This is a genomic window from Rhodospirillum rubrum ATCC 11170, assembly GCF_000013085.1.
Taxonomy (GTDB): domain Bacteria; phylum Pseudomonadota; class Alphaproteobacteria; order Rhodospirillales; family Rhodospirillaceae; genus Rhodospirillum; species Rhodospirillum rubrum.
Window position 1 is genome coordinate 679,103 of record NC_007643.1, and the last position, 23,490, is coordinate 702,592.

Genomic DNA, 23,490 nt, shown 5'->3' on the forward strand with positions numbered 1-23,490 from the left:
CAACGGACGGAACGAGCATGGGCGCGAGCGACACGCTGATCGGCGATATGCCGCGGGATGGCTGGGTCGACCGGATGGCTCCGGGGGTGATCCGGCCTTATCTGAAACTGATGCGGCTTGATCGGCCGATCGGCACGTGGCTGCTGTTGTTTCCCTGCTGGTGGAGCCAGTCGATGGCCGCGCAGGGCTGGCCCGATCTGTGGCTGGCCGCCCTGTTCGCCGCCGGCGCTTTGGTCATGCGCGGCGCGGGCTGCACCTTCAACGATATCGTCGACCGGGATTTCGATGCCCAGGTGGCGCGCACCGCCGCCCGGCCGATTCCCAGCGGCGCCGTCAGTCGCAAAAAGGCGGTGGTCTTTCTGGGCGCGCAGTTGCTGGTCGGGCTGGCGGTGCTGCTCAGCCTCAACGGCTTTTCGATCTGGCTGGGCGTCGCCTCGTTGATCTTGGTCTTTGGTTATCCCTTCATGAAGCGCATCACCTACTGGCCGCAGGCGTGGCTGGGGCTGACCTTCACCTATGGGGCGCTGATGGGCTGGGCGGCGGTGCGCGGATCGCTTGATCCGGCGCCCTTGCTGCTCTATGCCGCCTGCTTCTTCTGGACCCTGCATTACGACACCATCTATGCCCATCAGGACAAAGAAGACGACCTGCTGGTCGGGGTGAAATCCTCGGCCCTGGCCCTGGGGTCGAACACCCGTCCGGCCCTGGTGGTGTTTTCCACCCTGATGATGGCGCTGGTCGCCGCCGCCGGCTGGCAGGCCGGCTTGTCCTGGCCGTTCTGGGCGCTGCTGGGTCTGCCCGCCGCCCATCTGGCTTGGCAGATCTGGCGGGTCGATATTCATGACTCGCCCGTCTGCCTTATGATCTTCAAGAGCAACCGGTTCGTCGGATGGCTCCTGCTGGCGGCGATCGTCGCCGGGCGGGCGCCCGGTGGCGTCTGACCCCAACGCCTTCGTTCTGGCCGGAACCGCCATCACCACCCCGCCGCTCCTCCCCGAGATGAGCCTGTATCTGGCGACCGAGGTCACCCCGCTGTGGGAGGCGACCGAGGTCGCCCTGGAGCGGCACGGCGTGCCGCCGCCCTATTGGGCCTTCTGCTGGGCTGGCGGGCAGGCCCTGGCCCGCCATCTGATCGACCATCCCGAGATCGTGCGCGGCCGCAGGGTGCTTGATTTCGCCGCCGGCTGTGGGGTTTGCGCCATCGCCTCCGCCCTGGCCGGGGCGAAGGCGGTGGACGCCGCCGAGATCGATTCCTTCGCCCTGGCGGCGATCGCCCTTAACGCCACGCTCAACAAGGTGGCGGTCACTTCCCTTGATGGCGATGTCATCGGCGCGCTCGATCGCGGCTGGGACGTGGTGCTGGCCGGCGATGTCTGTTACGAGCGGCCGATGGCCGACCGGGTGATCCCTTGGCTGCGCGCCTTGGCCGGGCGGGGCACCAAGGTGCTGCTGGCCGATCCGGGGCGGGCCTATCTGCCGGGAACGGGGCTGAGCGCGCTTGCCACCTACGAGGTGCCGGTCAGCCGCGATCTGGAAGACCGCGATATCCGCAGCACCACCGTCTACGCTTTGCTGCCCTGAGGCGGCGCCGGGCGGCTTTGCGCGGGAAATCCAGGCATATGGCTTGACGCTGGGAAGGGGGGTCGGTTAAGTGCCCCTTCGTTTTCGAGCCGCCCTGGAGGTGCGATCATGCCGTTCGACAGCCTGCGCGATTTCATGGCCCTGCTCGAGCGCGAGCATAATCTGGTGCGCGTGCGGGCGCCGGTCTCGCCGGTTCTGGAAATGACCGAGATCCAGACCCGTCTGCTCGACGAAAAAGGGCCGGCCGTTTTGTTCGAAAACGTCCGCCGCCCCGATGGCAGCGCCTATGCCATGCCGATGCTGGTCAATATGTTCGGCACCGTCGAGCGCGTCGCCCTGGGGATGGACCGCACCCCGGCGCAATTGCGCGAGGTCGGCGAGATGCTGGCCTTCCTCAAGCAGCCCGAACCCCCCGGCGGCTGGCGCGAAGCCCTGGAGATGCTGCCCTTGCTCAAGACCGTGCTGGCGATGAAGCCGCGCACCGTGTCGAAGGCGCCCTGCCAGCAGGTGGTGCTCAAGGGCAAGGACATCGATCTTGGCCTGCTGCCGATCCAAAGCTGCTGGCCGGGCGAACCGGCGCCGCTGATCACCTGGCCGGTGGTGGTGACCCAGGGACCGCAAGCCAGCGGCAAGGGGGCGCGCCGCGAGGACGCCTTCAACCTGGGCATCTACCGCATGCAGGTGACCGGGCGCGATACCGCCTTGATGCGCTGGCTCAAGCATCGCGGCGGCGCCCAGCATTGGCAGCGCTGGAAGCGCGACCACGCCGAGCCGCTGCCCGCCGCCGTGGTCATCGGCGCCGATCCCGGCACCATCCTGGCCGCCGTCACCCCCGTTCCCGATACCCTGTCGGAATACCAGTTCGCCGGCCTGCTGCGCGGGCGCAAGGTCGAGCTGGTCGATTGCGTCAGCGTGCCGCTGAAGGTGCCCGCCACCGCCGAGATCGTGCTTGAAGGCCACGTCATGCTTGACGAATACGGCGACGAGGGCCCCTACGGCGATCACACCGGCTATTACAACGCCGTCGAATCCTTTCCGGTGTTTCGCATTTCGGCGATCACCATGCGCAAGGATCCGATCTACCTGTCGACCTTCACCGGCCGGCCGCCCGACGAACCTTCGGTGCTGGGCGAGGCTTTGAACGAGGTGTTCATTCCGCTGCTCACCCAGCAATTCCCCGAGATCGTCGATTTCTGGCTGCCGCCCGAGGGTTGTAGCTATCGCATCGCCGTGGTCAGCATGCGCAAGGCCTATCCGGGCCATGCCAAGCGGGTGATGATGGGGGTGTGGTCGTTCCTGCGCCAGTTCATGTACACGAAATTCGTCATCGTCGTGGATGACGACATTAACGCCCGCGATTGGAAAGACGTGATGTGGGCGATTTCCACCCGCATGGATCCGGCGCGCGATATCACCGTGGTGACCGGCACCCCCATCGATTACCTGGATTTCGCCAGCCCGGAAAGCGGTTTGGGCGGCAAGATCGGCCTGGACGCCACCGACAAGATGGCCCCGGAAACCCACCGCGAATGGGGCCGCAAGCTGCGGATGAGCGACGAGATCATCGAGACCGTCACCCGCAAATGGACCGATTACGGCCTGCCCGGCAGTGGCAAGCCGATCTGGAAGTAGTCCGTCCTGGCGCCATAGTTTTCCGATTGCCGCCGGCCAGCGCGCGGCCCACCTAACTAAGGGCACGGGCGCGACGTCCCGGCCGCGCCCGTGCGTCTTTCGTTTCCCTTTCGGAGTGCTCCCATGACCGATCTAGCCAAGACCGCCGCCAATGCCCTGGGCCTGCTCGAGGATCTGGTGGCCAAGGCGGTGGCCGCCGGAGCGACGGCGGCCGACGCGGTGCTGGTCGATGGCGCCTCGCTGGCCGTCACCCATCGCTTGGGCAAGCTTGAGAAGCTGGAGCGCTCGGAAGGCGGCGATATCGGATTGCGGGTGCTGATCGGCGGCCGTCAGGCCATCGTGTCGTCGGCCGATCGCCGCCCCGATGCCCTGGCCGCCCTGGTCGAGCGCGCCGTGGCGATGGCGCGCACCGTGCCCGAAGATCCCTTCGCCGGCTTGGCCGAGCCCGGCCAGCTTGCCCGCGACCTGCCCGCCATCGACAACTTCGATCCGACCGAACCCTCGGCCGAGGCGCTGACCGAACTGGTGCGCGCCCTGGAGGACGAGGCACGCAGCGTTCCCGGCGTGACGAATTCCGAAGGGGCCGAGGCCAGTTGGGGGCTGTCAACCGTTGCCCTGGTCGGCTCCAACGGCTTCTCCCATGCCTATCACGCCAGCCATTCGGGCATGAGCGTTTCCGTGGTCGCCGGAACCAACGAGACCGGCATGGAAGGCGATTACGATTATTCGACCGCCGTTTATTTCGCCGATCTGCGCGATCCGCTCGAAGTCGGCCGCGAAGCCGGGCGGCGCGCCACCCGCCGGCTTGGCGCCAAACGGCTGGCGACCGGCCGCCTGCCGGTGGTTTTCGATCCCCGGGTGTCGCGCGGGCTGGTCGGCCACTTGCTTGGCGCCATCAATGGCGGCGGCATCGCGCGCGGCACCTCGTTCCTTAAGGATCGTTTGGGCGAGGCGGTCTTCGCCCCGGGCATTCGCATCATCGAAGATCCCCACCGCCCGCGCGGCCTGCGCTCCAAGCCCTGCGACGCCGAGGGGTTGGCCAATCGCCGCCGCACCCTGGTCGAAGATGGCCGATTGACCAGTTGGATCCTCGATCTGCGCTCGGCCCGCCAGTTGGGTCTGGAAAGCACCGGCCACGCCAGTCGCGGCACCGGCTCGGCGCCCAGCCCGTCGACCACCAATGTCTGGCTCGAAGCCGGACCGCTCAGCCCCCAGGACCTGATGGCCGATATCGAGGATGGTTTGTATGTCACCGATCTGGTCGGCCAGGGGGTGAACGGCCTGACCGGTGATTACAGCCGGGGAGCGGCCGGCTTCCGCATCGAAAAGGGCGTGCTGACCACGCCGGTCAACGAGATCACCATTGCCGGCAATCTGATCGAGATGTTCGCCGGGCTGACCCCGGCCAATGACCTCGATTTGCGCTACGGCACCGACGCGCCGACCGTGCGTCTGGCGGCGATGACCATCGCCGGCGGCTGAGCCCGGCCGCCCCCGGCCGCTGCCGGGGGTGTCATAAAACCGCCAGCGACGGAGGGCGGAAGACCCGTTACAAGACTCCCCAGGGACCACAAGGCCTGGGGGGCTTGGCTGATGTCATTGCGATCAAAGACTCTGACGACCGTTCTGGTCGGATTCTTTATCGGTTACGGGATTCTGGTCGGCATCGCCTGGATCACCCAACGCGACGAGGCCGAACGGACCGGGCGCGCCGAACTGGATCTGGAGGCCCGCGCCCAGTCGCGGATCGCCGGCGAATTCGTCGGCGAGGTGTTGACGGCGACGCGGACCATGGCCGGGGCGATCAGCGGTCTGGTCGGCGATGACCTGCGCGACCGCGAGGTCGTGGGGCGGCTGGTGCGCGAGACGGTGCGCATCAACCCCGCCGTGGTCGGCGGCGGCACCGGCTGGGCGGCCGATGGCTTCGACGGGGCCGACGCGTCGTTCCCGGGCAAGGCCTTCTCCGACGCCAAGGGCCGCTTCGTTCCCTATTTCTATCGCCAAGCCGATGGTCAGATTGGCTTCGAGCCGCTGGTCATGGACGATGTGCAATCCACCGAGTCCTGGTACGGCTTTCCCTTGCGCGAGGGCCGGCCGACGGTCACGCCGCCCTATCTTTACCCGGTCAACGGGGTGGAGGTGCTGATGACCACCGCCTCGGCGCCGATCATCGGCAAGGAGGGCAAGGCGGTCGCCGTGGCCACCTTGGATATGGCGCTCGAAACCATCCAACGCCAAATCGCCGATATCCATCCCTTCGGCGCCGGCTTCGCCGCCGTCTTGTCGGCCGATGGCCAATGGGTCGCCCATCCCGACACGGCCCGCCTCGGCCGGCCGGCCGATCACGCCGAAGTGGGCGAGATCCTCGCCGCCACCGCCGCCGGTCGTGCCCTGCAAGACACGGTGTCCGATCCGCAGACCGGCGAGCCTTTGCTGCGGGTGGCGGTGCCGATCGCCTTTTCGGGGGCGCCGGAAACCTGGGCCTTTATCCTCAGCGTTCCCGAATCCGCCGTGATGGCCGGGGCGATCGAAACCCGCAACCGGCTGATCTTCGCCGGCCTGGGCGTGCTCGCCCTGTCGCTGATCGGCTTGTGGCTGCTTTCGGGGCGGCTGGTCGGGCCGATCACCCGCATGACGGCGCTGATGCACCGGCTAGCGGCGGGCGATACCGGCGTGGTGGTGACGGGAACCGAACGCGGCGACGAATTCGGCGAGATGGCCAAGGCGCTTCAGACCTTCAAGGACAACGCCCTGGCCAAGATCGCGCTGGAGGAGGAGGGCGAGAGGGCCAAACGTCAGGCCGAGGAGCGCCGCCGCGCCGATCTGGCCACCCTGGCCGACCGCTTCGAGCGTGAGATCGAAGGGCTGGTCACCCTGGTGGGGACCGCCGTCGACCAGATGACCAAGGGGGCCGGCCGGTCGGTCGAGCGCACCGAGGCCAATGCCCTTTATTCCGATCAGGCGGCGCGGACCGCCGAGGAAATGGCCGCCGATATCGGCCGGGTCGCCGAAGCCGTGGAGGAGATGGCGCGCGCCGTGACCGGCATCGGCGAGCGGGTGACGCGGGCCAATGCCATCGCCGTCGAGGGCGGCAGTTCCGCCCGCGCCGCCGTCGGCCGGGTCTCGGCCCTGGTCGGCGCGGCCGATCGCATCGGCGATGTCGTCACCCTGATCACCACCATCGCCAGCCAGACCAACCTGCTGGCCTTGAACGCGACGATCGAGGCGGCACGGGCCGGTGATGCCGGCAAGGGCTTCGCCGTGGTCGCCGGCGAGGTCAAGACCCTGGCCAATCAAACGGCGCGGGCTACCGAACAGATCGCCGAACAGGTGGCGGCCATCCAGCGCGAAACCGCCGATGCCGCCCGCGAGATCGAAAGCGTCGCCGGGGTGATCGGCGCCATCGGCGATCTCAACGCCCAGGTCGCCCAGGCCATCGGTGATCAGGGGCAAGCCGTGGCCGGGATCGGCCAGATCGTCGTCGCCACGGTCAGCGGCGCCGGCAGCTTAAGTGAAACCGCCCGGGGGGTCGCCGCCCGCTCGGCCGAGGGCGGCGAGGCGGCCCGCGCCATGGGCCGCGATGTCGCCGATCTGCACCAGCGGGTCGGCGAGCTTGGCAAGACCGTCGACGCCTTCGTCGGCTCGCTGCGCGCCGGCTGAGGTCTTGGGCGTCGCGTTCCCGTCTAGGCGGCGGGGGCGGGGACGATCAGGGATACCGGCTCGGCGGCCATGACGATATCGACGGGCATATGGGCGACCGTATCGCCATCGGCTTGCAGCGGCTGGGCGCCCTGCAGGGCGATGCGCACGCGCGTCGCCTCGATGATCTCGACATCGGGCAGGCGGGGCAGGCGGCCCATGGCCAGGGCCAGGGCATAGCGCGCCACATGGCGCAGGCCCGGGCTTTTGAGCAAGATCACCTGAAAGGTCGGGTGCGAGATGTCGGCCAAGGGCGCGGCGATGAACGGCCCGCCGTAATATTTGCCGTTGCAGACCACGGCGGTGGCGACATCGGCATGGATCGTCCGGCCGTCGGGGGTGTCGATATCGACGGCGCAAAGCGGGAAATCATAGCTGAAGGCTCGCTGAACCGTACACCAGACATAGGCCAGCTTGCCGGTCTTGCGCTTGAGGGCGAGATCGACGGTATCGACGACATGGGCGTCGAAGCCGGCGCCGGCCATCATCACGAAGCGGCGGGGACCGGCCAACGGCGTTTCGGCGCTGGCCCGCACCTCGCCCAGATACAGCTTGCGGAGAACGCCGGTGGCGATGACCTGGGCGGCCTTGCCCGGATCGCGGGGGATCCCGGCCTCGATCGCCAGCACATTGGCGGTGCCCAGCGGAATCACCCCCAGGGCCACGCCGCTTCCGGCCAAACCATTGGCAACCTCGTTGATCGTGCCGTCACCGCCGGCGGCGACCACCACATCGACATTACCGGCCAGGGCCGCCTCGCGGGCCATCAGCGTGGCGTCGCCGGGCTTGGCGGTTTCGCGCAAGCCCACCGTGCAGCCCAGTTTCTCCAGGCCAAGCAGGGTGCGGTTCAAGCGCCGCTGCTTCAGGGAACCCGCAGCCGGGTTGGCGATAATCATCACCCGCCGCTGGGCGGGGGCCGGAGCGGGGTTGGCAGGCGCAAACGGCAGGACACGCATCGGGGAGGGGGGACCTTGTCAAGGGATCAACGGGGCGGATAGGAGAAAAGGGGTGGGTAAGCTCCGCCGTCAAGGGTGTCCATGAAGGAAAAAAGACGGACTGTCGAGTCAAAGTAATGTTTCACTTTAAAGACAAGGGGGTGAATTATTTGTTTCCCGGCCGAATGAGGGTGGTCGCGGGGCGGGGGGAAGGCTAAAACCCGCTGCGGTGAACGCGATGTCTAGGGGGTGGTCATGCTCGGGGCGGTCCCGCTCAAGGGGTGGCCCGGTCCCTCAAGTCCGGCGGGCGCCGCCCCTCTCCATCGTCGATCGGCGAGCATGGAACACGGACGCGCACTGACGGCCATGACGGACTCCTCCCGGCGATATCGCGCCATCTTCCTGTCCGATATTCACTTGGGCACGCGGGGGTGCAAGGCGGACATCCTGCTTGATTTCCTCAGGCAAACCGAGTCCGAGACCCTGTATCTGGTCGGCGACATCGTTGACGGCTGGCGCCTGCGCAAGCATTGGAACTGGCCGCAATCGCACAACGACGTGGTCCAGAAGCTGCTGCGCAAGGCGCGCAAGGGGGCCCGGGTGGTGTTCATCCCGGGCAACCACGATGAATTCGCCCGCAGTTACTGCGATGCGGATTTCGGCGATATCAAGCTGATGCGCGAGGCCGTCCATCAGGCCGCCGACGGCAAGCGCTATCTGATCATTCACGGCGACGAATTCGATGGCGTGGTCAAATACGCCAAGTGGCTGGCCAAGGTGGGCGACTGGGCCTACGTCTGGCTGCTGGAGGCTAATCACTGGTTCAACGTCGTGCGCCACCGCATCGGCCTGCCCTATTGGTCGCTGTCGAAGTACCTCAAGCACAAGGTCAAGAACGCCGTCAAATACATCGACGACTTCGAGACCTCGATGGCCGAGGTTGCCCGCCTGCGCGGGATGGACGGCATCGTCTGCGGCCATATCCACCATGCCGAGATCCGGCCGATGGGGGATGTCCTCTACTGCAACGATGGCGATTGGGTGGAAAGCTGTACGGCCCTGGTCGAGCATTTCGATGGCCGGATGGAACTGATCCACTGGTCCGAGGAACGGCGCTTCTCGATGTTCCAGGCCTATGCCGATGCCCGGGCGGGCGGTGGCGGCGGTCTTGAGGACGAGGGGGCCGAGGCGGCTGTTGGTCCTCCGGCCCGCGCGCCCGAAACAGCCCAGTGACGATGTCTTTCCCTGATGATCCCTTTACCAAGGTCGAGGACACCCCATGCGTATCCTGGTGGTCACGGATGCCTGGTTCCCCCAGGTCAACGGGGTGGTTCGCACCCTCGATACCCTGAAGGCGCGGTTGGAGGAGCGCGGGCATGATCTGATCTATGTCACCCCGCAAAGCTTCCGCACCATTCCCTGCCCGACCTATAGCGAGATCCGGCTGGCGGTGCTGCCCGGGCGGACGATGGCGCGCGCCATCGAGACCTTTCAGCCCTGCGTCATCCATATCGCCACCGAAGGCCCCCTGGGCTTAAGCGCCCGGCGCTATTGCCTGAAGCGCGGCGTGCCCTTCACCACCGCCTTCCACACCAAATTCCCCGAATACCTCCACGCCCGCTTCCGGGTGCCGGTCAGCTGGGGCTACAAGGGCATGCGCTGGTTCCATGGGCCGTCCAAAACCATCATGGTCGCCACCCAGGGCATCGAGGACGAATTGCTGCGCTGGGGGTTTTCCCATATCCGCCGCTGGACGCGCGGCGTTGATACCGAGCTGTTCCGCCCGCGCCCCAAGGACTCGCTCGATGGCGTGATCACCGGACCGCGGCCGTGGTTCGTTTATGTCGGGCGGGTGGCGGTGGAAAAGAACATCGGCGCCTTTCTCGATCTGGATCTGCCCGGAACCAAGATCGTCGTCGGCGGCGGTCCGCAACTCGAGTCCCTGCGCGCCCGTCATCCCAAGGTTCATTTCGCCGGGGAACGCCTGGGCGAGGAACTGGCGACCTATTTCTCGGTCGGCGACGCCTTCGTCTTTCCCAGCCGCACCGATACCTTCGGCCTTGTTTTGCTCGAAGCCCTGGCTTCGGGTTTGCCGGTGGCGGCCTATCCGGTGCCCGGGCCCCTTGATGTGATCGGCGATGCGCCGGTCGGCGCCCTGGACGAGGATCTCAAGGCGGCGGCCCTGCGGGCGCTGACCATCGATCCGGCCGCCTGCCGGGCCTTCGCCCAGGCGCGGTCGTGGGAGACCTCGGTCGATCAGTTCCTGGCCAATGTCCACCCCTTCCCGCCAGCGGACTTCTTTCCCTCCGATACGGCCCCCCTTGAAACGGCCATGGAACGCGGCGCCCCTTAAGCGGTTCTTATAGGAGCCGAAGGGCCTTGACCGGCGGCCGCCCCCCTGGTGTCCGCCCCCTGTCAAGGTCCGATCACCGAGGAGCGAGACCATGATCAAGAAGACCGCCAGCGTTCATTGGGAAGGCCAGGGCAAGCACGGCCAGGGTCAGATCAGCACGGAAACCGGGGCGCTGACGAATTATCCCTATGGCTTCGCCAGCCGCTTCGAGGACGATCGCCAGGGCACCAACCCCGAGGAGATCCTGGGCGCCGCCCATGCCGCCTGTTTCACCATGGCGTTTTCCTTCGCCTGCGATAAGGCCGGTCTGGCCACCACCCATGTCGATACCACCGCCAGTGTCGCCCTGGCCAAACAGGGCGAGGGTTTCGTCATCGAGCGTATCGATCTGACGCTGTCGGCCAGCGTGCCGGGCATCGACGACGCGACCTTCCAGGCGATCGCGGCGACCGCCAAGGCCGAATGCCCGCTGTCGAAGGCTTTGGCCGCCGTCCCCGAGATCACTTTGAAGGCGACATTGATCTAAGCGACCCCCAGGTCCATTTTTTGACGGGCACACCGTGGTCGGCCATCGTGCCACCACAGTGTGCCCGAATGCTTTTGCCGGTGGGGTGGGAAAGGCCGCTGGCGGGCTCTTCCTTTGCCCTTCGCTCGCGGGCGTGCTACATCGCCTCGCGCCCAGGCAAGAATGGCCCGATCATGTCGCTTTACAGTTTTTACCGGCTTCTAACCGTTCTCGGCGGTCCCGGTATCGATCTTTTGCTGCGCTACCGACGGTCGCGCGGCAAGGAGGATGTTGATCGTCTGGGCGAAAGACTGGGCGAACCGGGTCTGGCGCGGCCGGTCGGGCCGCTGGTCTGGCTGCATGGGGCGAGTGTGGGCGAGGCCAAGGCCCTCGTGCCGCTGATTACCCGGCTGCGCGCCGAGCGGCCGCGTCTTGGCGTGCTGTTGACCACCGGCACCGTGACCTCGGCCCGGGTGGTCGGCGACCATCTGCCGCGCGGCGCCATTCACCAGTATCTGCCCGTCGACAAGCCCGGCGCCATCCGCCGCTTCCTCGACCATTGGGCCCCCGATCTGATGCTGTGGAGCGAGTCCGATTTCTGGCCCAATCTGATGGTCGAAGCCGGGGCGCGCCAGATCCCCATGGTGCTGCTCAACGGCCGGGTCTCGGACCGCTCCTACGATTCGTGGCGGCGCCACCGCCGGCTGATCGGGCGCATGCTTGATGGCTTCGCCCTGTGCCTGGGCCAGACCGAGGAGGACGCCCGCCGTCTGGCCGACTTGGGGGCCGCCCATACCGGCTGCGTGGGCAATCTGAAATTCGCCAACCCCGCCGATCCGGCCGAGCCCCGCGCCCTGGCCGCTGCCCTGGCCGCCCTTGATGACCGGCCGCGCTGGATCGCCGCCAGCACCCATCCCGGCGAGGAGGGGATCGCCGGGCGTTTGCACAAAAGCCTGAAGGCCAAGCATCCGGGCTTGCTGACCATCGTCGTTCCCCGCCATCCCCATCGCGCCGCCGAGGTCGCCGCCGAACTGACCGCCTTGGGGCTGGGCGTGCGTCGGCGCAGCGAGGGCTGGCCGGCGAGCACCGATGATGTGCTGCTTGGCGACACCATGGGCGAGATGGGGCTTTACCTGCGCTTGGCCCCGGTGGTTTTCATGGGCAAGACCCTGGCCAAGACCGGGGGACAAAATCCCCTGGAGCCGGCCTTGCTGGAGTCCGCCGTTTTGTGGGGGCCGGGAATGACCAATTTCGCCGAGATCGCCGCCCGCATGCAGGCCGTGGGCGCCGCCCTTAGTGTCGCCGACGAGGCCGAGCTTGGGGAAAAGGTGTCGCTGCTGCTCACCGATGCCGTCGCCCGTCGCCGCATGGCCCGCGCCGCCCGGCTGTGGGCCGAGGGCGAAAGGGCGGTTCTCGACCGCGTCCTTGGCTGCCTTGCCCCGTTCCTCGACGTCCTGACGCCGCTTGCCCCCACCCCCTCCCTGCGCGAGGCCGGCGGTGCGCGCCCCTGAGTTCTGGCATAAGGACGGCTTCGCCGCCCGCCTGCTCGAACCGGTCGGGCTGGTCTATGCGGCGCTGACCCGCCACCGGGTGGCCCGTCCGCCCGGGGTGCGCCTGGGGATTCCCGTCGTCTGCGTCGGCAATCTGACCGCCGGCGGAGCGGGCAAGACTCCGGTGGCCCTGGCGGTGATGGACGCCTTGCGCCGGCGCGGCGTGGTCGGGCATTTCCTGTCGCGCGGCTATGGCGGCAAGATGGAAGGGCCCGTCGCCGTCGATCCGGTGGGCCATGGCCCGGAAGATGTCGGCGACGAACCGCTGCTGCTGGCCAATAGCGCGCCCTGCTGGGTCTCGCGCAACCGGGCGAGCGGCGGATTGGTCGCCGAAGGGGCCGGGGCCCAGGCAGTGGTGATGGATGATGGCCATCAGAACCCCTCCCTGGCCAAGGATCTGTCGCTGGTTGTCGTTGACGGCGGTTATGGCTTTGGCAATGGCCGCTATATCCCCGCCGGTCCCTTGCGCGAATCGATCGAGGCCGGGCTGGCGCGGGCCGGGGCGGTGATCCTGATCGGGTCCGATAGCGAAAATCTGGCGGCGCGCATCCCGCCCCACCTCAAGGCCGGGGTGCCGCTGCTCACCGCCCGCCTGGAACCGGGCCCCGAGGCGGCGCGGCTGGTCGGGCGCAAGGTGGTGGCCTTCGCCGGCATCGGCCGTCCCGAAAAGTTCTTCGCCACCCTGACGGCTTTGGGGGCCCGGGTGGTCGCCCGCCACCCCTTCGCCGACCATTACCCTTACGCCGAAGCCGATATTCAGCCGATCCTTGACGAGGCCTATGGCCTGGGGGCGGTGCCGGTGACGACCTCGAAGGACGCGGTGCGTCTTCCCCCCGATCAGCGCCCACAGGTGGACGTGGTGGGGGTGCGGGTGGTATTCGATGAACCACTGGCTTTCGAAGCCCTGATCGACCGTCTGATCCTGGGCCGCCTCCCGTCGTAAAAGGCTCTTTGGACGATGATCAAGGTCGCCGTGCTTGTTACCCTTCCTTGGACGGCGGATGCCGGGGGGCATGTCAAGGTCTGGGAGCGTTTCGCCGAAGCCGCCGAGCCTTTCGCCGACCGGGCGTCGCTCACCGTTTATTTTCTGGGACCCACCGATCAGACGGTGGTGCGCAATCGGGCGGCCCGCTTCCGCCTGTTGCCCGCCCGCCTGGGCACCGACCGCATCCCCTTGCTCTCTCAAGGCGCCGGTCACACGGATCTATCGGGATTCCTGCCCCGGTTGGGCGGGGAATTGACCGATTACGATGTGGTGATGTCGACCGACGTGTTTTCGTTCGGGCGGACCGCCGAACGAGTCTGCGCCTCGGCGGGCATTCCTTTGGTCCATTCCGTTCATACCGATGTCGTCCATTTCACCGAGATCTACGGCCCGAGGATCGTCACCCGGGCGCTGGGCCAGCGTCTGGGCGGCTGGATCGTCAAGCACTATCACCTGGGGCGGCGTTTCGCCGGGGGGATCGAGCGGCGCCTGCACCAGCATTGGGCGGCCTGCCGCCATATCATCGTCTCGCGCCCCCTTGATGCCGAACGGGTGCATAAGGTCTGTCCCGAGATGCCGGTCTCCTTCCTGCGCCGCGGCGTCGATACCAAGCGTTTCGATCCGGCCCTGCGCGACCGCCTTTGGCTGGAGCGCGCCCATGGGGTGCCGCCCAGCCGCAAGCTGCTGGTCTTCGCCGGACGGGTCGACGCCAGCAAGCGGGCGATGGTCGCGGTGCGGGCGGCGCGCACCCTGATCGAGGCCGGCCACGACGTGGGGCTGCTGCTGGCGGGAACGGGGGAAGATCTTGAACCGGCCCGGGCCCTGCTTGGGCCGCGGCTGGTCGCCCCGGGCGTCGTGCCCCAGGACGACTTGGCCCGACTGATGGCCTGCGGCGATCTTTTTGTTTTTCCCAGCGTGTCCGAGACGGCGGGCAATGTGGTGCTCGAAGCCCTGGCCTCGGGCTTGCCGGTGGTGGTTTCCGGACGGCCGGGCGGTTGCGCCGGTTTCGTCGGCGCCGATGGCGCCAATGGCCGGGTGGTCGATGACCGCGGCGGCAATGTGGTCGAGGCTTGGCGTCGCGCCCTGGTCGAGGTGCTCAGTGGCGATGGCGAGGCCAAACGCCGCGCCGCCCGCGCCTCGGTCGAGGGGACCCGCCACCTGTGGACCGACATCTACGAGCACGATCTGCTTGATGTCTGGGAAGCCGTGGCCGGGGGGCGGCGCGACGTTCGCGTGGACCGCGAGCGGGTGAGCGCGTAAAAAGGGCGCTCAACCACCCTGGGGCTTGCGCGGTTTGTCGGTCGATTTCCTTATCGTTCAGTTTCTGGGCGGGCTGGCCAGCGCCTCGTCGCTGTTCCTGGTCGCCGCCGGGCTGTCGATCATTTTTGGCGTGACCCGGGTGGTGAATTTCGCCCATGGCACGCTGTTCATGATCGGCGCCTATCTGGCCTATACCCTGGCCGAGACCCTGGGCCTTGGCTTCTGGCCGGCCCTGCTGCTGGCGCCGCTGGCCGTCGGCGGCCTGGGCGCCCTGATCGAGATCGGCCTGCTGCGGCGGATCTATCGCGCCCCCGAGCTTTTCCAACTGGTCGCCACCTTCGCCCTGGTGCTGATCGCTAGCGACGTGGTGCCGATGATCTGGGGGCCGGAGGACCTGTTGGGGCCGCGCGCCCCGGGCCTGGGCGGCGCCGTAAGCGTGATGGGCCGGGCGGTTCCCGAGTATGATCTGTTCCTAATCGCCCTGGGACCCCTGGTTCTGGGCGCCCTGTGGCTGGTGTTCACCCGCACCCGCTGGGGCCTGCTGGTGCGCGCGGCGACCGAGGACCGCGAGATGGTGGCGGCGCTCGGCACCGATCAGCGCTGGCTGTTCACCGGGGTCTTCGCTCTTGGCGCGCTGCTGGCCGGCCTGGGCGGTGCCCTGGCCCTGCCGCGCGAGGCCATCGGCCATGGCATGGACGCCGGGGTGATCGTTCAGGCTTTCGTCGTTGTCGTCGTCGGCGGCATGGGCAGCGTGCCCGGCGCCTATCTGGCCGCCGTGCTGCTGGGGCTGGTCAACGCCTTCGGTGTCGCCTTCTTTCCCCAGGGCACGCTGGTGACCATGGGGCTGGTGATGGGGGCGGTGCTGATCGTGCGTCCGCGCGGCCTTCTTGGCCGGATCGAAAGCGAGGGCGGCGTTTCCGCCGTGGGACCGGGGCCCCGGCTGCGTCCGGCGAGCGGCAAAGGCCGGCTGCTGTGGGGCCTGGGCGTGGTCCTGGTGCTCGCCGCGCCACGGTTTCTCGATGCCTATGGCCTGTCGCTGCTGTGCGAGGCGCTGATCCTGGCGCTGTCGGCCAGCGCCTTGCAGCTGCTGATGGGGACCGGCGGCATGGTCAGCTTCGGCCATGGGGCGTTCTTTGGCCTGGGGGCTTACGGAACGGCGGTGGCGGTGGTTCAGGGCGGGCTGTCTCTGCCCATCGCCCTGGCCTGCGCGCCCTTGGCCGGGGGGCTGGGCGGGCTGCTGGTCGGTTGGCTGATCAGCAGGCTGTCGGGGGTTTATCTGGCGATGCTGACCCTGGCCTTCGCCGAAATCATCCATGCCCTGGCCATTCAGGCGGTTGGGGTGACCGGCGGCGACAATGGCCTGATCGGCGTCTGGCCGCCGCCCTGGGCCGGTGATCCCGCCGTGTTTGCCTGGTTGGTGATGGCGATCTGCCTGCCCGCGCTGTTTGGTCTGCGCGCCCTGGCCCTTGGCGAATTCGGCCGCCGCCTGCGGGCCCTGCGCGATGCCCGCAGCCGGGCCGAGGCCAGCGGCATTGCCGCCGCCCGCCTGCACGCGCTCACCTTCGCCATCGTCGGCGCCGGCGCCGGGTTGGCCGGCGGGCTGTTCGCCTTCCTCAAGGGCAGCGTCTTTCCGGCGATCACCGCCATTCCAACCAGTGTCGACGCCCTGGTGATGGTGCTGCTGGGTGGCCTGCATGCCCTGGCCGGACCGCTGGTCGGCGCCTTCTTGTATTTGGGCCTGGAATCGGTGGTCGCGGCGCGTACCGATCTTTGGCAATTGGTGGTCGGGCTGGTGGTGCTCGGGCTGGTGCTGGTCTTCCCGCAAGGGGTGGCCGGCGCCGCCGGGCGATTGGCGCGCCGGGGACGGCCCCAATGATCCCGCCCGCGCCAACGGGGGCGCCGCCGCTGCTGGTGGTCGACGGGCTGGTCAAGGCCTTTGGCGGGGTGCGCGCCGTCGATGGCGTGTCGTTCGTTTTGCGGGCGGGCGAGAGCGCGGCGCTGATCGGCCCCAATGGCGCGGGCAAATCGACGCTGTTTTCGCTGATCGCCTGCCAGCGACGCCCCGATGCCGGGACGGTGCGGATGGAGGGGCGCCTGCTGACCGGCCGCCCAGCCCATGCCCTGGCCGGCTATGGCATCGGCCGCACCTTCCAGATCGCCCGGGCCTTTTCGTCGCTGGGGGTTTTCGAGGCGGCGCGCACGGCGGCGCGGGTCGGCCTGCCCCGGGCCGAGGCCGACCGCCGGGCCGGCGATCTGATTGCCCGCCTGGGATTGACCGGTCTGGCCGACGCCACGGTAGCGACACTTTCCTATGGCGATATCAAGCGGCTGGAATTGGCGATCGCCCTGGCCGGACGCTGCCGGCTGCTGCTGATGGACGAACCGGCCGCCGGCATGGCCCCGGCCGAACGCCGGGCCCTGATGGAGCTGGTTGGCGCCCTCGCCGCCGAGGAGGGGGTGACGGTGTTGTTCACCGAACACGACATGGATGTGGTGTTCGGCCACGCCCGCCGGGTGATGGTGCTCCACCACGGCCGGTTGATCGCCGATGGCCCGCCAGAGCGGATTCGCGCCGATTCCCGGGTGCGGTCGGTCTATCTGGGCGAGAGTGCGGGCGATAGCAATCCGTCGGATCCGGATCAGCCGACTTGACAAAACGGCCCCAGAGGCCTAGGTATTTAGCACTCGCCGGGTGGGAGTGCTAACAGGCCCCCGCCGACGACGCATTTTATCGGCAGATCCAAGATTTGCAAATCCGACGGAGGCTATTCCATGAAGTTCCGCCCGCTGCACGACCGCGTCCTCGTCAAGCGCCTTGAAGGCGAAGAGAAGACCGCTGGTGGCATCATCATCCCCGACACCGCCAAGGAAAAGCCCATGGAGGGCGAAGTTGTGGCGGTTGGGTCCGGCGCCCGCGGCGACGACGGCAAGGTGGTTGCTTTGGACGTGAAGGCCGGTGACCGCATCCTGTTCGGCAAGTGGTCCGGTACCGAAGTCAAGATCGATGGCACCGATTTCCTGATCATGAAGGAATCGGACATCATGGGCATCGTCGCCTAACTGACGAAGCCTGTCCGCCCGATCTCCGGCTTAGTGAAGACCGGACATAGACGACGACGTTACAGAGGAATTTCTGCACATGGCTGCCAAGGACGTTAAATTCTCCACCGATGCCCGTGACCGTTTGCTGCGCGGCGTCGACATCCTGGCCAATGCGGTCAAGGTGACGCTTGGCCCCAAGGGTCGCAATGTCGTGCTCGACAAGAGCTACGGCGCCCCGCGCATCACCAAGGACGGCGTCTCCGTCGCCAAGGAAATCGAACTTAAGGACAAGTTCGAGAACATGGGCGCGCAGATGGTCAAGGAAGTCGCTTCCAAGTCCGCTGACGTCGCCGGCGACGGCACCACCACCGCCACCGTGCTGGCCCAGGCCATCGTCCGCGAGGGCGTGAAGTCGGTTGCCGCCGGCATGAACCCGATGGACCTCAAGCGCGGCATCGATCTCGCCGTTCTCGCCGTCGTCGAGGACGTCAAGAAGCGCTCGAAGAAGATCAAGACCTCGGCCGAAGTCGCCCAGGTCGGCACCATCTCGGCCAATGGCGACGAGGAAGTCGGCAAGATCATCGCCACGGCGATGGAAAAGGTCGGCAACGAGGGTGTCATCACCGTCGAGGAAGCCAAGGGTCTGGACACCGAACTCGACGTCGTCGAGGGCATGCAGTTCGACCGCGGCTACCTGTCGCCCTACTTCGTGACCAACGCCGAGAAGATGGTCGCCGATCTCGAGAACCCCTACATCCTTCTTCACGAGAAGAAGCTGTCGGGTCTTCAGGCTCTGCTGCCGGTGCTCGAGGCCGTCGTTCAGTCGTCGCGCCCGCTGCTGATCATCGCCGAGGACGTCGAGGGCGAGGCCCTGGCCACCCTGGTCGTCAACAAGCTGCGTGGTGGCCTGAAGGTCGCCGCCGTCAAGGCCCCGGGCTTTGGCGATCGTCGCAAGGCGATGCTCGAGGACATCGCCATCCTGACCGGTGGTCAGGTGATCAGCGAAGACCTGGGTATCAAGCTTGAGAACGTCACCATCGACATGCTTGGCACCGCCAAGAAGGTGACGATCACCAAGGAAGAGACCACCCTGGTCGACGGCGCCGGCGACAAGAAGGACATCGAGGCCCGTTGCTCGCAGATCCGCGCCAACATCGAAGACACCAGCAGCGATTACGATCGTGAGAAGCTGCAGGAGCGTCTGGCGAAGCTCGCCGGCGGTGTCGCGGTGATCAAGGTCGGCGGTGCCACCGAGACCGAAGTGAAGGAAAAGAAGGACCGCGTGGACGACGCGATGCACGCCACCCGTGCCGCCGTCGAAGAGGGTGTCGTCGCCGGTGGCGGTGTCGCTCTTCTGCACGCCATCCGCTCGCTCGACTCCGTGAAGGGTGCCAACCCCGATCAGAACGTCGGTATCGAGATCGTTCGCCGCGCCCTGCAGGCTCCGGTGCGTCAGATCGCCGAGAACGCCGGCGTTGACGGCGCCGTGGTCGCCGGCAAGCTGCTCGAGAACAGCGACACCGATTTCGGCTACAACGCCCAGACCGGCATCTACGAGAACCTGGTCACGGCCGGCGTGATCGATCCGACCAAGGTGGTCCGCGCTGCCCTTCAGGGCGCCGCCTCCATCGCCGGTCTGCTGATCACCACCGAAGCGATGGTCGCCGAGATCCCCGAGAAGAAGGACGCCATGCCGTCGCCCGATATGGGTGGCATGGGTGGCATGGGCGGCATGGGCTTCTAAGCCCAACCGCCTCTCGCCAAGCGCCAAAGGAAAGGGCCGTCTCCGCAAGGAGGCGGCCCTTTTCCATTGTGAGGGGGGGGATCAGAGCAAATCCCAAGCGATCTGAACCAGATTGCGACGACGATTTGCTTGACTATCAAGCTCTAGAGCGGGATGGCGAAAAGTGTGCGCGGTTTTCGCCTAAAATCCCGCTCTAACATATAGATTTAGATCAGGATTCAGATTTCAGGTCGATCAGACCTGAAATCATCCTGATCTAAGCGGCGGTTGCGGTCAGATCCTCGAAGAAGTGACAGGCCGCCTGATGGCCGGGGCCGGTGGGGCGCAGCACGGGGACCTCGTTGGCGCAGCGCGCCCGGGCGAAGGGGCAGCGGGTGCGAAAGACGCAGCCCGAGGGCGGATCGATCGGACTGGGCAGGTCGCCGCCGAGGATCAGCCGGGGCTTCTCGCGCTCCTTGCGCGGGTCGGCGATCGGCACCGCCGAAATCAACGCCCGGGTATAGGGATGGCGGGGCCGGTCATACAGCCCGTCACGATCGGCGATCTCCATCACCCGCCCCAGGTAAAGCACCAGGATGCGGTGGCTGATATGGCGGACCACCGATAGGTCATGGCTGATGAACAGCAAGGACAGGCCGAAGCGCTTTTGCAGATCCTGAAGCAGATTGACGATCTGCGCCTGGATCGACACGTCGAGCGCCGAGACCGGTTCATCACAGACGATCAGCTTGGGTTCGAGGATCATCGCCCGGGCGATGCCGATGCGCTGGCACTGCCCGCCGGAGAACTCGTGGGGATAGCGGTTGAGCATCTGCGGCAGCAGGCCGACCTCGTCCATCATCGCCCGCACCCGCTGGCGCAGGGTCTCGGCCGTCATCTCGGGGTGATGGGTGATCAGCGGTTCGGCGATGATGTCGCCGATGGTCATGCGCGGATCAAGGCTGGCCAAGGGATCTTGGAAGATGATCTGAAGATCGCGGCGCAAGGGCCGCATGGCGCGCGAGCGCAGACCGGCGATATCGCGCCCCAGCCACACCACCTCGCCGCTGGTCGGCGGGATCAATTGCAAGAGGGCGCGGCCCAGCGTCGATTTGCCGCAGCCCGATTCGCCGACGATGCCCAGGGTCTCGCCCGCAGCCACATCGAAGCTGACGCCATCGACCGCCTTCAAGGCGACCGGTCCGCCAAACAGCCGGCGCGGCGGCAGGGAGAAGGTGACGCGCAGGTCGCGGACCGAGAGGATCGGGGACGTGCTTGTCGAAGGCCCGCTCATCGCGCGCTCCCTCCGTCATGGGGAAAGTAACAGGCGCACAGCCGGCCCGCACCGATCGGCATCGGCGGCGGCGGCGCCTCGGCGCATTGGGCCATGCGGTTGGAACAGCGGTCCTGGAAGGCGCAGCCCGCCGGCAGGTTCTGCAGATTGGGCGGCTGGCCGGGGATGGCGTAAAGGGTTTCCCCCGGCACCCCGTCCAGGCGCGGCATCGAGCGCAACAGCCCATGGGTATAGGGATGGCGGGCGTCGTAGAACACCTGATCGACCGTGCCGGTTTCGGCGATCCGTCCGCCATATAGCACCAGAACCCGGTCGGCCAGCCCGGCGACCACCCCCAGATCATGGGTGATCAGCACGATGGCGGTGTCGATTTCCGCCTTCAGGGTGTTGAGCAGGGCGAGGATCTGGGCCTGGACCGTGACATCAAGCGCCGTCGTCGGCTCGTCGGCGATCAGCACCTCGGGCGAGCAGAGCAGGGCGATGGCGATCATCACCCTTTGGCGCATGCCGCCCGAGAATTCATGGGGATAAAGGCCGATGCGGCGGGCGGCCTCGGGGATGCCGACCTTTTCCAGCATCCCGATCGAGTGCGCCCGCGCCTCGGCCCGGCCCAGGCCCTTGTGTTCGATCAGCACCTCGGTCATCTGGCGCTCGACCGTCAGGAAGGGATTGAGCGCGGTCATCGGGTCTTGAAAGATCATCGCCATGCGACTGCCGCGAATGGCATTCAGCTCGCGCCGGCTGAGCTTTAACAGGTCTTGCCCGCAAAACAGCGCCCGGCCCGACACCTGACCATTGCGGGCGAGCAGGCCCATCAGCGACAGGAAGATCTGGGTCTTGCCCGAGCCCGATTCGCCGACCACCGCCAGGGTCTCGCCGCGATTGAGGGTGAACGACAGGTCGTTGACCGCCTTGACCTCGCCATCGGGCGTGGAAAAGCGGGTGTCGAGGTGGGTCACTTCGAGGATGGGTGAGGGGGTCTCAGTCATTACCGATCCTTCGGATCGAGAGCGTCGCGCAAGCCGTCGCCAATGAAATTGAAGCACAACAAGGTGAGCGCCAGGAAAAAGGCCGGGAACAGCAGCATCCACGGCGAGACCTCCAGAACCCTCGCCCCTTCCGAAATCAGCACGCCCCAGCTGGTCAGCGGCTCTTGCACGCCAAGGCCAAGGAACGACAGGAAGCTTTCGGTCAGCACCACCTGGGGAATGGTCAGGGTGGCATAGACGATCACCGGCCCCAGGATGTTGGGAATGACGTGGCGGCGGATGATCGTGGCGTCGGAGACGCCGATGGCGTGGGCGGCCTCGATGAATTCCTTGCGGGTGACCGCCATGGTCTGACCGCGGACGATGCGGGCCATGGTCAGCCATTCCACCGCGCCCAGGGCGACGAAGATCAGGAAGATGTTGCGGCCGAAAACCACCATCAACATGATGACGAAGAACATGAAGGGCAGGGAATACAGCACATCGACGAAGCGCATCATCAGCATGTCGACGCGCCCGCCGAAATAGCCGGCGATAGCGCCATAGACGACGCCGATGACCAGACTGACCGTGGTGGCGATCACGCCGACGGCCAGCGAGACCCGGGCGCCGTAAAGCGTGCGCACGAACAGGTCGCGGCCGTTGCCATCGGTGCCGAACCAGAAGCCATTGGCGAAATCGGGCGGCATCTGGATGGCCTCCCAATAGATCTCGTCATAGGGATGGGGCGACAGCAACGGGCCGACCACCGCTAGGGCGAGGATGGCGATCAGGATGACCAGCGAGGTCATCGCCGCCCGATTGCCATAGAAGCGCCGGCGGGCGTTCTTCCACAGGCTACGCGGCGGCGGCAGGCTGGGATCGGCGGGCAGAAGGGCGTTGGCCGCCCGGGCGCGGAACCCGATCATCGCGCTCTCCGCAGCTTGGGGTCGATCAGGCCATACAGCAGATCGACGGCGAGATTGAGCAAGATGATCAGGCTGGCGTAAACGATCACCACCCCCATCACCACCGGATAGTCGCGGTTGAGCGCGGCATTGACGAAATAGGTGCCGATGCCCGGGACGGCGAAGATCGTCTCCACCACCACCGAGCCGGTGGTCACCGCCGCCGCCGCCGGTCCCAGATAGGACACCACGGGCAGCAGCCCGGCTTTCAGGGTGTGACGCATCACCACCAGCCGCTCGCCCAGGCCCTTGGCCCGCGCCGTGCGCACGAAGTTCGAGCGTAGCACCTCGACCATCGATCCCCGGGTCAACCGGGCGATATAGGCGATCTGCGGCAGGGCGAGGGCGAAGATCGGCAGGATCTTGTAGCGTAAGGCGCCATCGCCCCAGCCCGAGGTCGGCAAGATCCCCCAATAGACGCCAAGCACCAGCGACAACAGCGGCGCCATGACGAAATTGGGAATGACGATGCCGACCATCGCCACCCCCATCACCGCGAAATCGCCGGCCTCGTTCTGATGGAGGGCGGCTAGGGTGCCCAGGGTCACGCCGACGCTTAAGGCCAGGATCAGCGCCGCCAGCCCCAGTTGGATCGAGGCCGGCGCCCCGGCCAGGATCAACTCGCTGACCGAAAAATCACGGATCTTGAACGAGGGACCGAAATCGCCGTGAAGAATGCCGCCCAGGTAAAGGGCGTATTGGTCGATCAGTGGCTTGTCGAGATTATAGGCGGCCAGGATGTTCTTTTCGATTTCGGGCGGCAGGGCGCGTTCGGAATCGAAAGGACCGCCTGGCGCGATGCGCATCATGAAAAAGGCGACGGTGATGATGACCAGCAAGGTGGGTACGGCGATCATCAGCCGCTTGAGGATAAAACGTAGCATGGCTCAACGCCCCGGCTTCGCTTCGGGGAGGCGAGAGCTTTGAGCGGAAAAGGCGATACCGGTTGTCCGGGCGATCGCCGCTCTCTCTCATCGACCCCGGAGCGAACACTC

20 protein-coding genes are annotated in these 23,490 nt (G+C 66.9%); 15 read left to right on the forward strand and 5 right to left on the reverse strand.

Annotated elements, in window-relative coordinates:
* Positions 1 to 17: 17 nt before the first annotated feature.
* The 5 genes from ubiA (at position 18) to RRU_RS03010 (ending at position 6,873) form a co-directional block, all read left to right on the forward strand.
* A complete protein-coding gene (gene ubiA, locus RRU_RS02990; protein ID WP_011388330.1) occupies positions 18 to 941 on the forward strand; it encodes a 4-hydroxybenzoate octaprenyltransferase in 924 nt (307 codons plus the stop codon).
* Complete coding sequence (locus RRU_RS02995; protein WP_011388331.1) at positions 931 to 1,581, forward strand: class I SAM-dependent methyltransferase; 651 nt, start codon at positions 931 to 933, stop codon at positions 1,579 to 1,581. The genes ubiA and RRU_RS02995 overlap by 11 nt, the downstream gene beginning before the upstream one ends.
* Positions 1,582 to 1,689: 108 nt before the next feature.
* On the forward strand, positions 1,690 to 3,213 hold the full coding sequence (locus tag RRU_RS03000; RefSeq protein WP_011388332.1) for a UbiD family decarboxylase: 1,524 nt from the start codon (positions 1,690 to 1,692) through the stop codon (positions 3,211 to 3,213).
* Between the two features lie 123 nt (positions 3,214 to 3,336).
* Complete coding sequence (locus RRU_RS03005) at positions 3,337 to 4,695, forward strand: TldD/PmbA family protein (protein WP_011388333.1); 1,359 nt, start codon at positions 3,337 to 3,339, stop codon at positions 4,693 to 4,695.
* Positions 4,696 to 4,806: 111 nt separating this feature from the next.
* Complete coding sequence (locus RRU_RS03010; RefSeq protein ID WP_011388334.1) at positions 4,807 to 6,873, forward strand: methyl-accepting chemotaxis protein; 2,067 nt, start codon at positions 4,807 to 4,809, stop codon at positions 6,871 to 6,873.
* A 23-nt stretch (positions 6,874 to 6,896) separates the two neighbouring features.
* Here RRU_RS03010 and RRU_RS03015 read toward each other — a convergent pair whose 3' ends face one another.
* The gene (locus RRU_RS03015) at positions 6,897 to 7,868 is read right to left on the reverse strand and encodes a diacylglycerol/lipid kinase family protein (protein ID WP_011388335.1); all 972 of its coding nucleotides are present in this window, start codon (positions 7,866 to 7,868) and stop codon (positions 6,897 to 6,899) included.
* Positions 7,869 to 8,213: 345 nt separating this feature from the next.
* Between RRU_RS03015 and RRU_RS03020 the strand changes: the two genes are divergently transcribed.
* From RRU_RS03020 to groL, 10 genes are all read left to right on the forward strand, one after another.
* On the forward strand, positions 8,214 to 9,080 hold the full coding sequence (locus RRU_RS03020; RefSeq protein ID WP_014625970.1) for a UDP-2,3-diacylglucosamine diphosphatase: 867 nt from the start codon (positions 8,214 to 8,216) through the stop codon (positions 9,078 to 9,080).
* Positions 9,081 to 9,126: 46 nt separating this feature from the next.
* Complete coding sequence (locus tag RRU_RS03025; protein ID WP_011388337.1) at positions 9,127 to 10,200, forward strand: glycosyltransferase family 4 protein; 1,074 nt, start codon at positions 9,127 to 9,129, stop codon at positions 10,198 to 10,200.
* Positions 10,201 to 10,291: 91 nt separating this feature from the next.
* Positions 10,292 to 10,726: an OsmC family protein gene (locus RRU_RS03030; protein WP_011388338.1), complete on the forward strand. Its 435-nt coding sequence runs from the start codon at positions 10,292 to 10,294 to the stop codon at positions 10,724 to 10,726.
* A gap of 173 nt (positions 10,727 to 10,899) precedes the next feature.
* Positions 10,900 to 12,216 carry a 3-deoxy-D-manno-octulosonic acid transferase gene (locus RRU_RS03035; RefSeq protein ID WP_011388339.1) on the forward strand — a complete coding sequence of 439 codons (1,317 nt, stop codon included), beginning with the start codon at positions 10,900 to 10,902 and terminating at the stop codon, positions 12,214 to 12,216.
* Positions 12,203 to 13,198, forward strand: a complete 996-nt coding sequence (gene lpxK / locus RRU_RS03040; RefSeq protein ID WP_011388340.1) for a tetraacyldisaccharide 4'-kinase — start codon at positions 12,203 to 12,205, stop codon at positions 13,196 to 13,198. Before RRU_RS03035 ends, lpxK begins: the two co-directional genes overlap by 14 nt.
* Positions 13,199 to 13,213: 15 nt before the next feature.
* Entirely contained in the window at positions 13,214 to 14,500 is a 1,287-nt protein-coding gene (locus RRU_RS03045; RefSeq protein ID WP_011388341.1) for a glycosyltransferase, read from the forward strand.
* 34 nt (positions 14,501 to 14,534) lie between these two features.
* Complete coding sequence (locus tag RRU_RS03050) at positions 14,535 to 16,376, forward strand: ABC transporter permease (protein WP_011388342.1); 1,842 nt, start codon at positions 14,535 to 14,537, stop codon at positions 16,374 to 16,376.
* Positions 16,373 to 17,152 (forward strand): ABC transporter ATP-binding protein, encoded by a 780-nt coding sequence (locus RRU_RS03055; protein ID WP_011388343.1) that lies wholly within the window; start codon positions 16,373 to 16,375, stop codon positions 17,150 to 17,152. The genes RRU_RS03050 and RRU_RS03055 overlap by 4 nt, the downstream gene beginning before the upstream one ends.
* A gap of 120 nt (positions 17,153 to 17,272) precedes the next feature.
* On the forward strand, positions 17,273 to 17,560 hold the full coding sequence (gene groES / locus RRU_RS03060) for a co-chaperone GroES (RefSeq protein ID WP_011388344.1): 288 nt from the start codon (positions 17,273 to 17,275) through the stop codon (positions 17,558 to 17,560).
* Positions 17,561 to 17,639: 79 nt separating this feature from the next.
* Positions 17,640 to 19,286 carry a chaperonin GroEL gene (gene groL / locus RRU_RS03065; RefSeq protein ID WP_011388345.1) on the forward strand — a complete coding sequence of 549 codons (1,647 nt, stop codon included), beginning with the start codon at positions 17,640 to 17,642 and terminating at the stop codon, positions 19,284 to 19,286.
* 256 nt (positions 19,287 to 19,542) lie between these two features.
* On the opposite strand, the gene RRU_RS03070 is transcribed toward groL, so the two are convergent.
* Genes RRU_RS03070 through oppB form a run of 4 tightly spaced genes read right to left on the reverse strand, consistent with a single transcriptional unit; the run spans position 19,543 to position 23,379 of the window.
* Complete coding sequence (locus RRU_RS03070) at positions 19,543 to 20,559, reverse strand: ABC transporter ATP-binding protein (RefSeq protein ID WP_011388346.1); 1,017 nt, start codon at positions 20,557 to 20,559, stop codon at positions 19,543 to 19,545.
* Positions 20,556 to 21,548: an ABC transporter ATP-binding protein gene (locus RRU_RS03075; RefSeq protein ID WP_011388347.1), complete on the reverse strand. Its 993-nt coding sequence runs from the start codon at positions 21,546 to 21,548 to the stop codon at positions 20,556 to 20,558. Before RRU_RS03075 ends, RRU_RS03070 begins: the two co-directional genes overlap by 4 nt.
* Complete coding sequence (locus RRU_RS03080; RefSeq protein ID WP_011388348.1) at positions 21,548 to 22,456, reverse strand: ABC transporter permease subunit; 909 nt, start codon at positions 22,454 to 22,456, stop codon at positions 21,548 to 21,550. The genes RRU_RS03075 and RRU_RS03080 overlap by 1 nt, the downstream gene beginning before the upstream one ends.
* Positions 22,453 to 23,379, reverse strand: a complete 927-nt coding sequence (gene oppB / locus RRU_RS03085) for an oligopeptide ABC transporter permease OppB (protein WP_011388349.1) — start codon at positions 23,377 to 23,379, stop codon at positions 22,453 to 22,455. The genes RRU_RS03080 and oppB overlap by 4 nt, the downstream gene beginning before the upstream one ends.
* Between the last annotated feature and the right edge of the window lie 111 nt (positions 23,380 to 23,490).

What these genes read in the sequence shown, in the direction of transcription:
- ubiA (WP_011388330.1), top strand. Translation starts at nt 18, where the DNA reads ATGGGCGCGAGCGACACGCTGATCGGCGATATGCCGCGGGATGGCTGG.
- RRU_RS03000 (WP_011388332.1), top strand. Translation starts at nt 1,690, where the DNA reads ATGCCGTTCGACAGCCTGCGCGATTTCATGGCCCTGCTCGAGCGCGAG.
- RRU_RS03005 (WP_011388333.1), top strand. Translation starts at nt 3,337, where the DNA reads ATGACCGATCTAGCCAAGACCGCCGCCAATGCCCTGGGCCTGCTCGAG.
- RRU_RS03010 (WP_011388334.1), top strand. Translation starts at nt 4,807, where the DNA reads ATGTCATTGCGATCAAAGACTCTGACGACCGTTCTGGTCGGATTCTTT.
- RRU_RS03015 (WP_011388335.1), bottom strand. Translation starts at nt 7,868, where the DNA reads ATGCGTGTCCTGCCGTTTGCGCCTGCCAACCCCGCTCCGGCCCCCGCC.
- RRU_RS03020 (WP_014625970.1), top strand. Translation starts at nt 8,214, where the DNA reads ATGACGGACTCCTCCCGGCGATATCGCGCCATCTTCCTGTCCGATATT.
- RRU_RS03025 (WP_011388337.1), top strand. Translation starts at nt 9,127, where the DNA reads ATGCGTATCCTGGTGGTCACGGATGCCTGGTTCCCCCAGGTCAACGGG.
- RRU_RS03030 (WP_011388338.1), top strand. Translation starts at nt 10,292, where the DNA reads ATGATCAAGAAGACCGCCAGCGTTCATTGGGAAGGCCAGGGCAAGCAC.
- RRU_RS03035 (WP_011388339.1), top strand. Translation starts at nt 10,900, where the DNA reads ATGTCGCTTTACAGTTTTTACCGGCTTCTAACCGTTCTCGGCGGTCCC.
- RRU_RS03045 (WP_011388341.1), top strand. Translation starts at nt 13,214, where the DNA reads ATGATCAAGGTCGCCGTGCTTGTTACCCTTCCTTGGACGGCGGATGCC.
- RRU_RS03055 (WP_011388343.1), top strand. Translation starts at nt 16,373, where the DNA reads ATGATCCCGCCCGCGCCAACGGGGGCGCCGCCGCTGCTGGTGGTCGAC.
- groES (WP_011388344.1), top strand. Translation starts at nt 17,273, where the DNA reads ATGAAGTTCCGCCCGCTGCACGACCGCGTCCTCGTCAAGCGCCTTGAA.
- groL (WP_011388345.1), top strand. Translation starts at nt 17,640, where the DNA reads ATGGCTGCCAAGGACGTTAAATTCTCCACCGATGCCCGTGACCGTTTG.
- RRU_RS03070 (WP_011388346.1), bottom strand. Translation starts at nt 20,559, where the DNA reads ATGAGCGGGCCTTCGACAAGCACGTCCCCGATCCTCTCGGTCCGCGAC.
- RRU_RS03075 (WP_011388347.1), bottom strand. Translation starts at nt 21,548, where the DNA reads ATGACTGAGACCCCCTCACCCATCCTCGAAGTGACCCACCTCGACACC.
- RRU_RS03080 (WP_011388348.1), bottom strand. Translation starts at nt 22,456, where the DNA reads ATGATCGGGTTCCGCGCCCGGGCGGCCAACGCCCTTCTGCCCGCCGAT.
- oppB (WP_011388349.1), bottom strand. Translation starts at nt 23,379, where the DNA reads ATGCTACGTTTTATCCTCAAGCGGCTGATGATCGCCGTACCCACCTTG.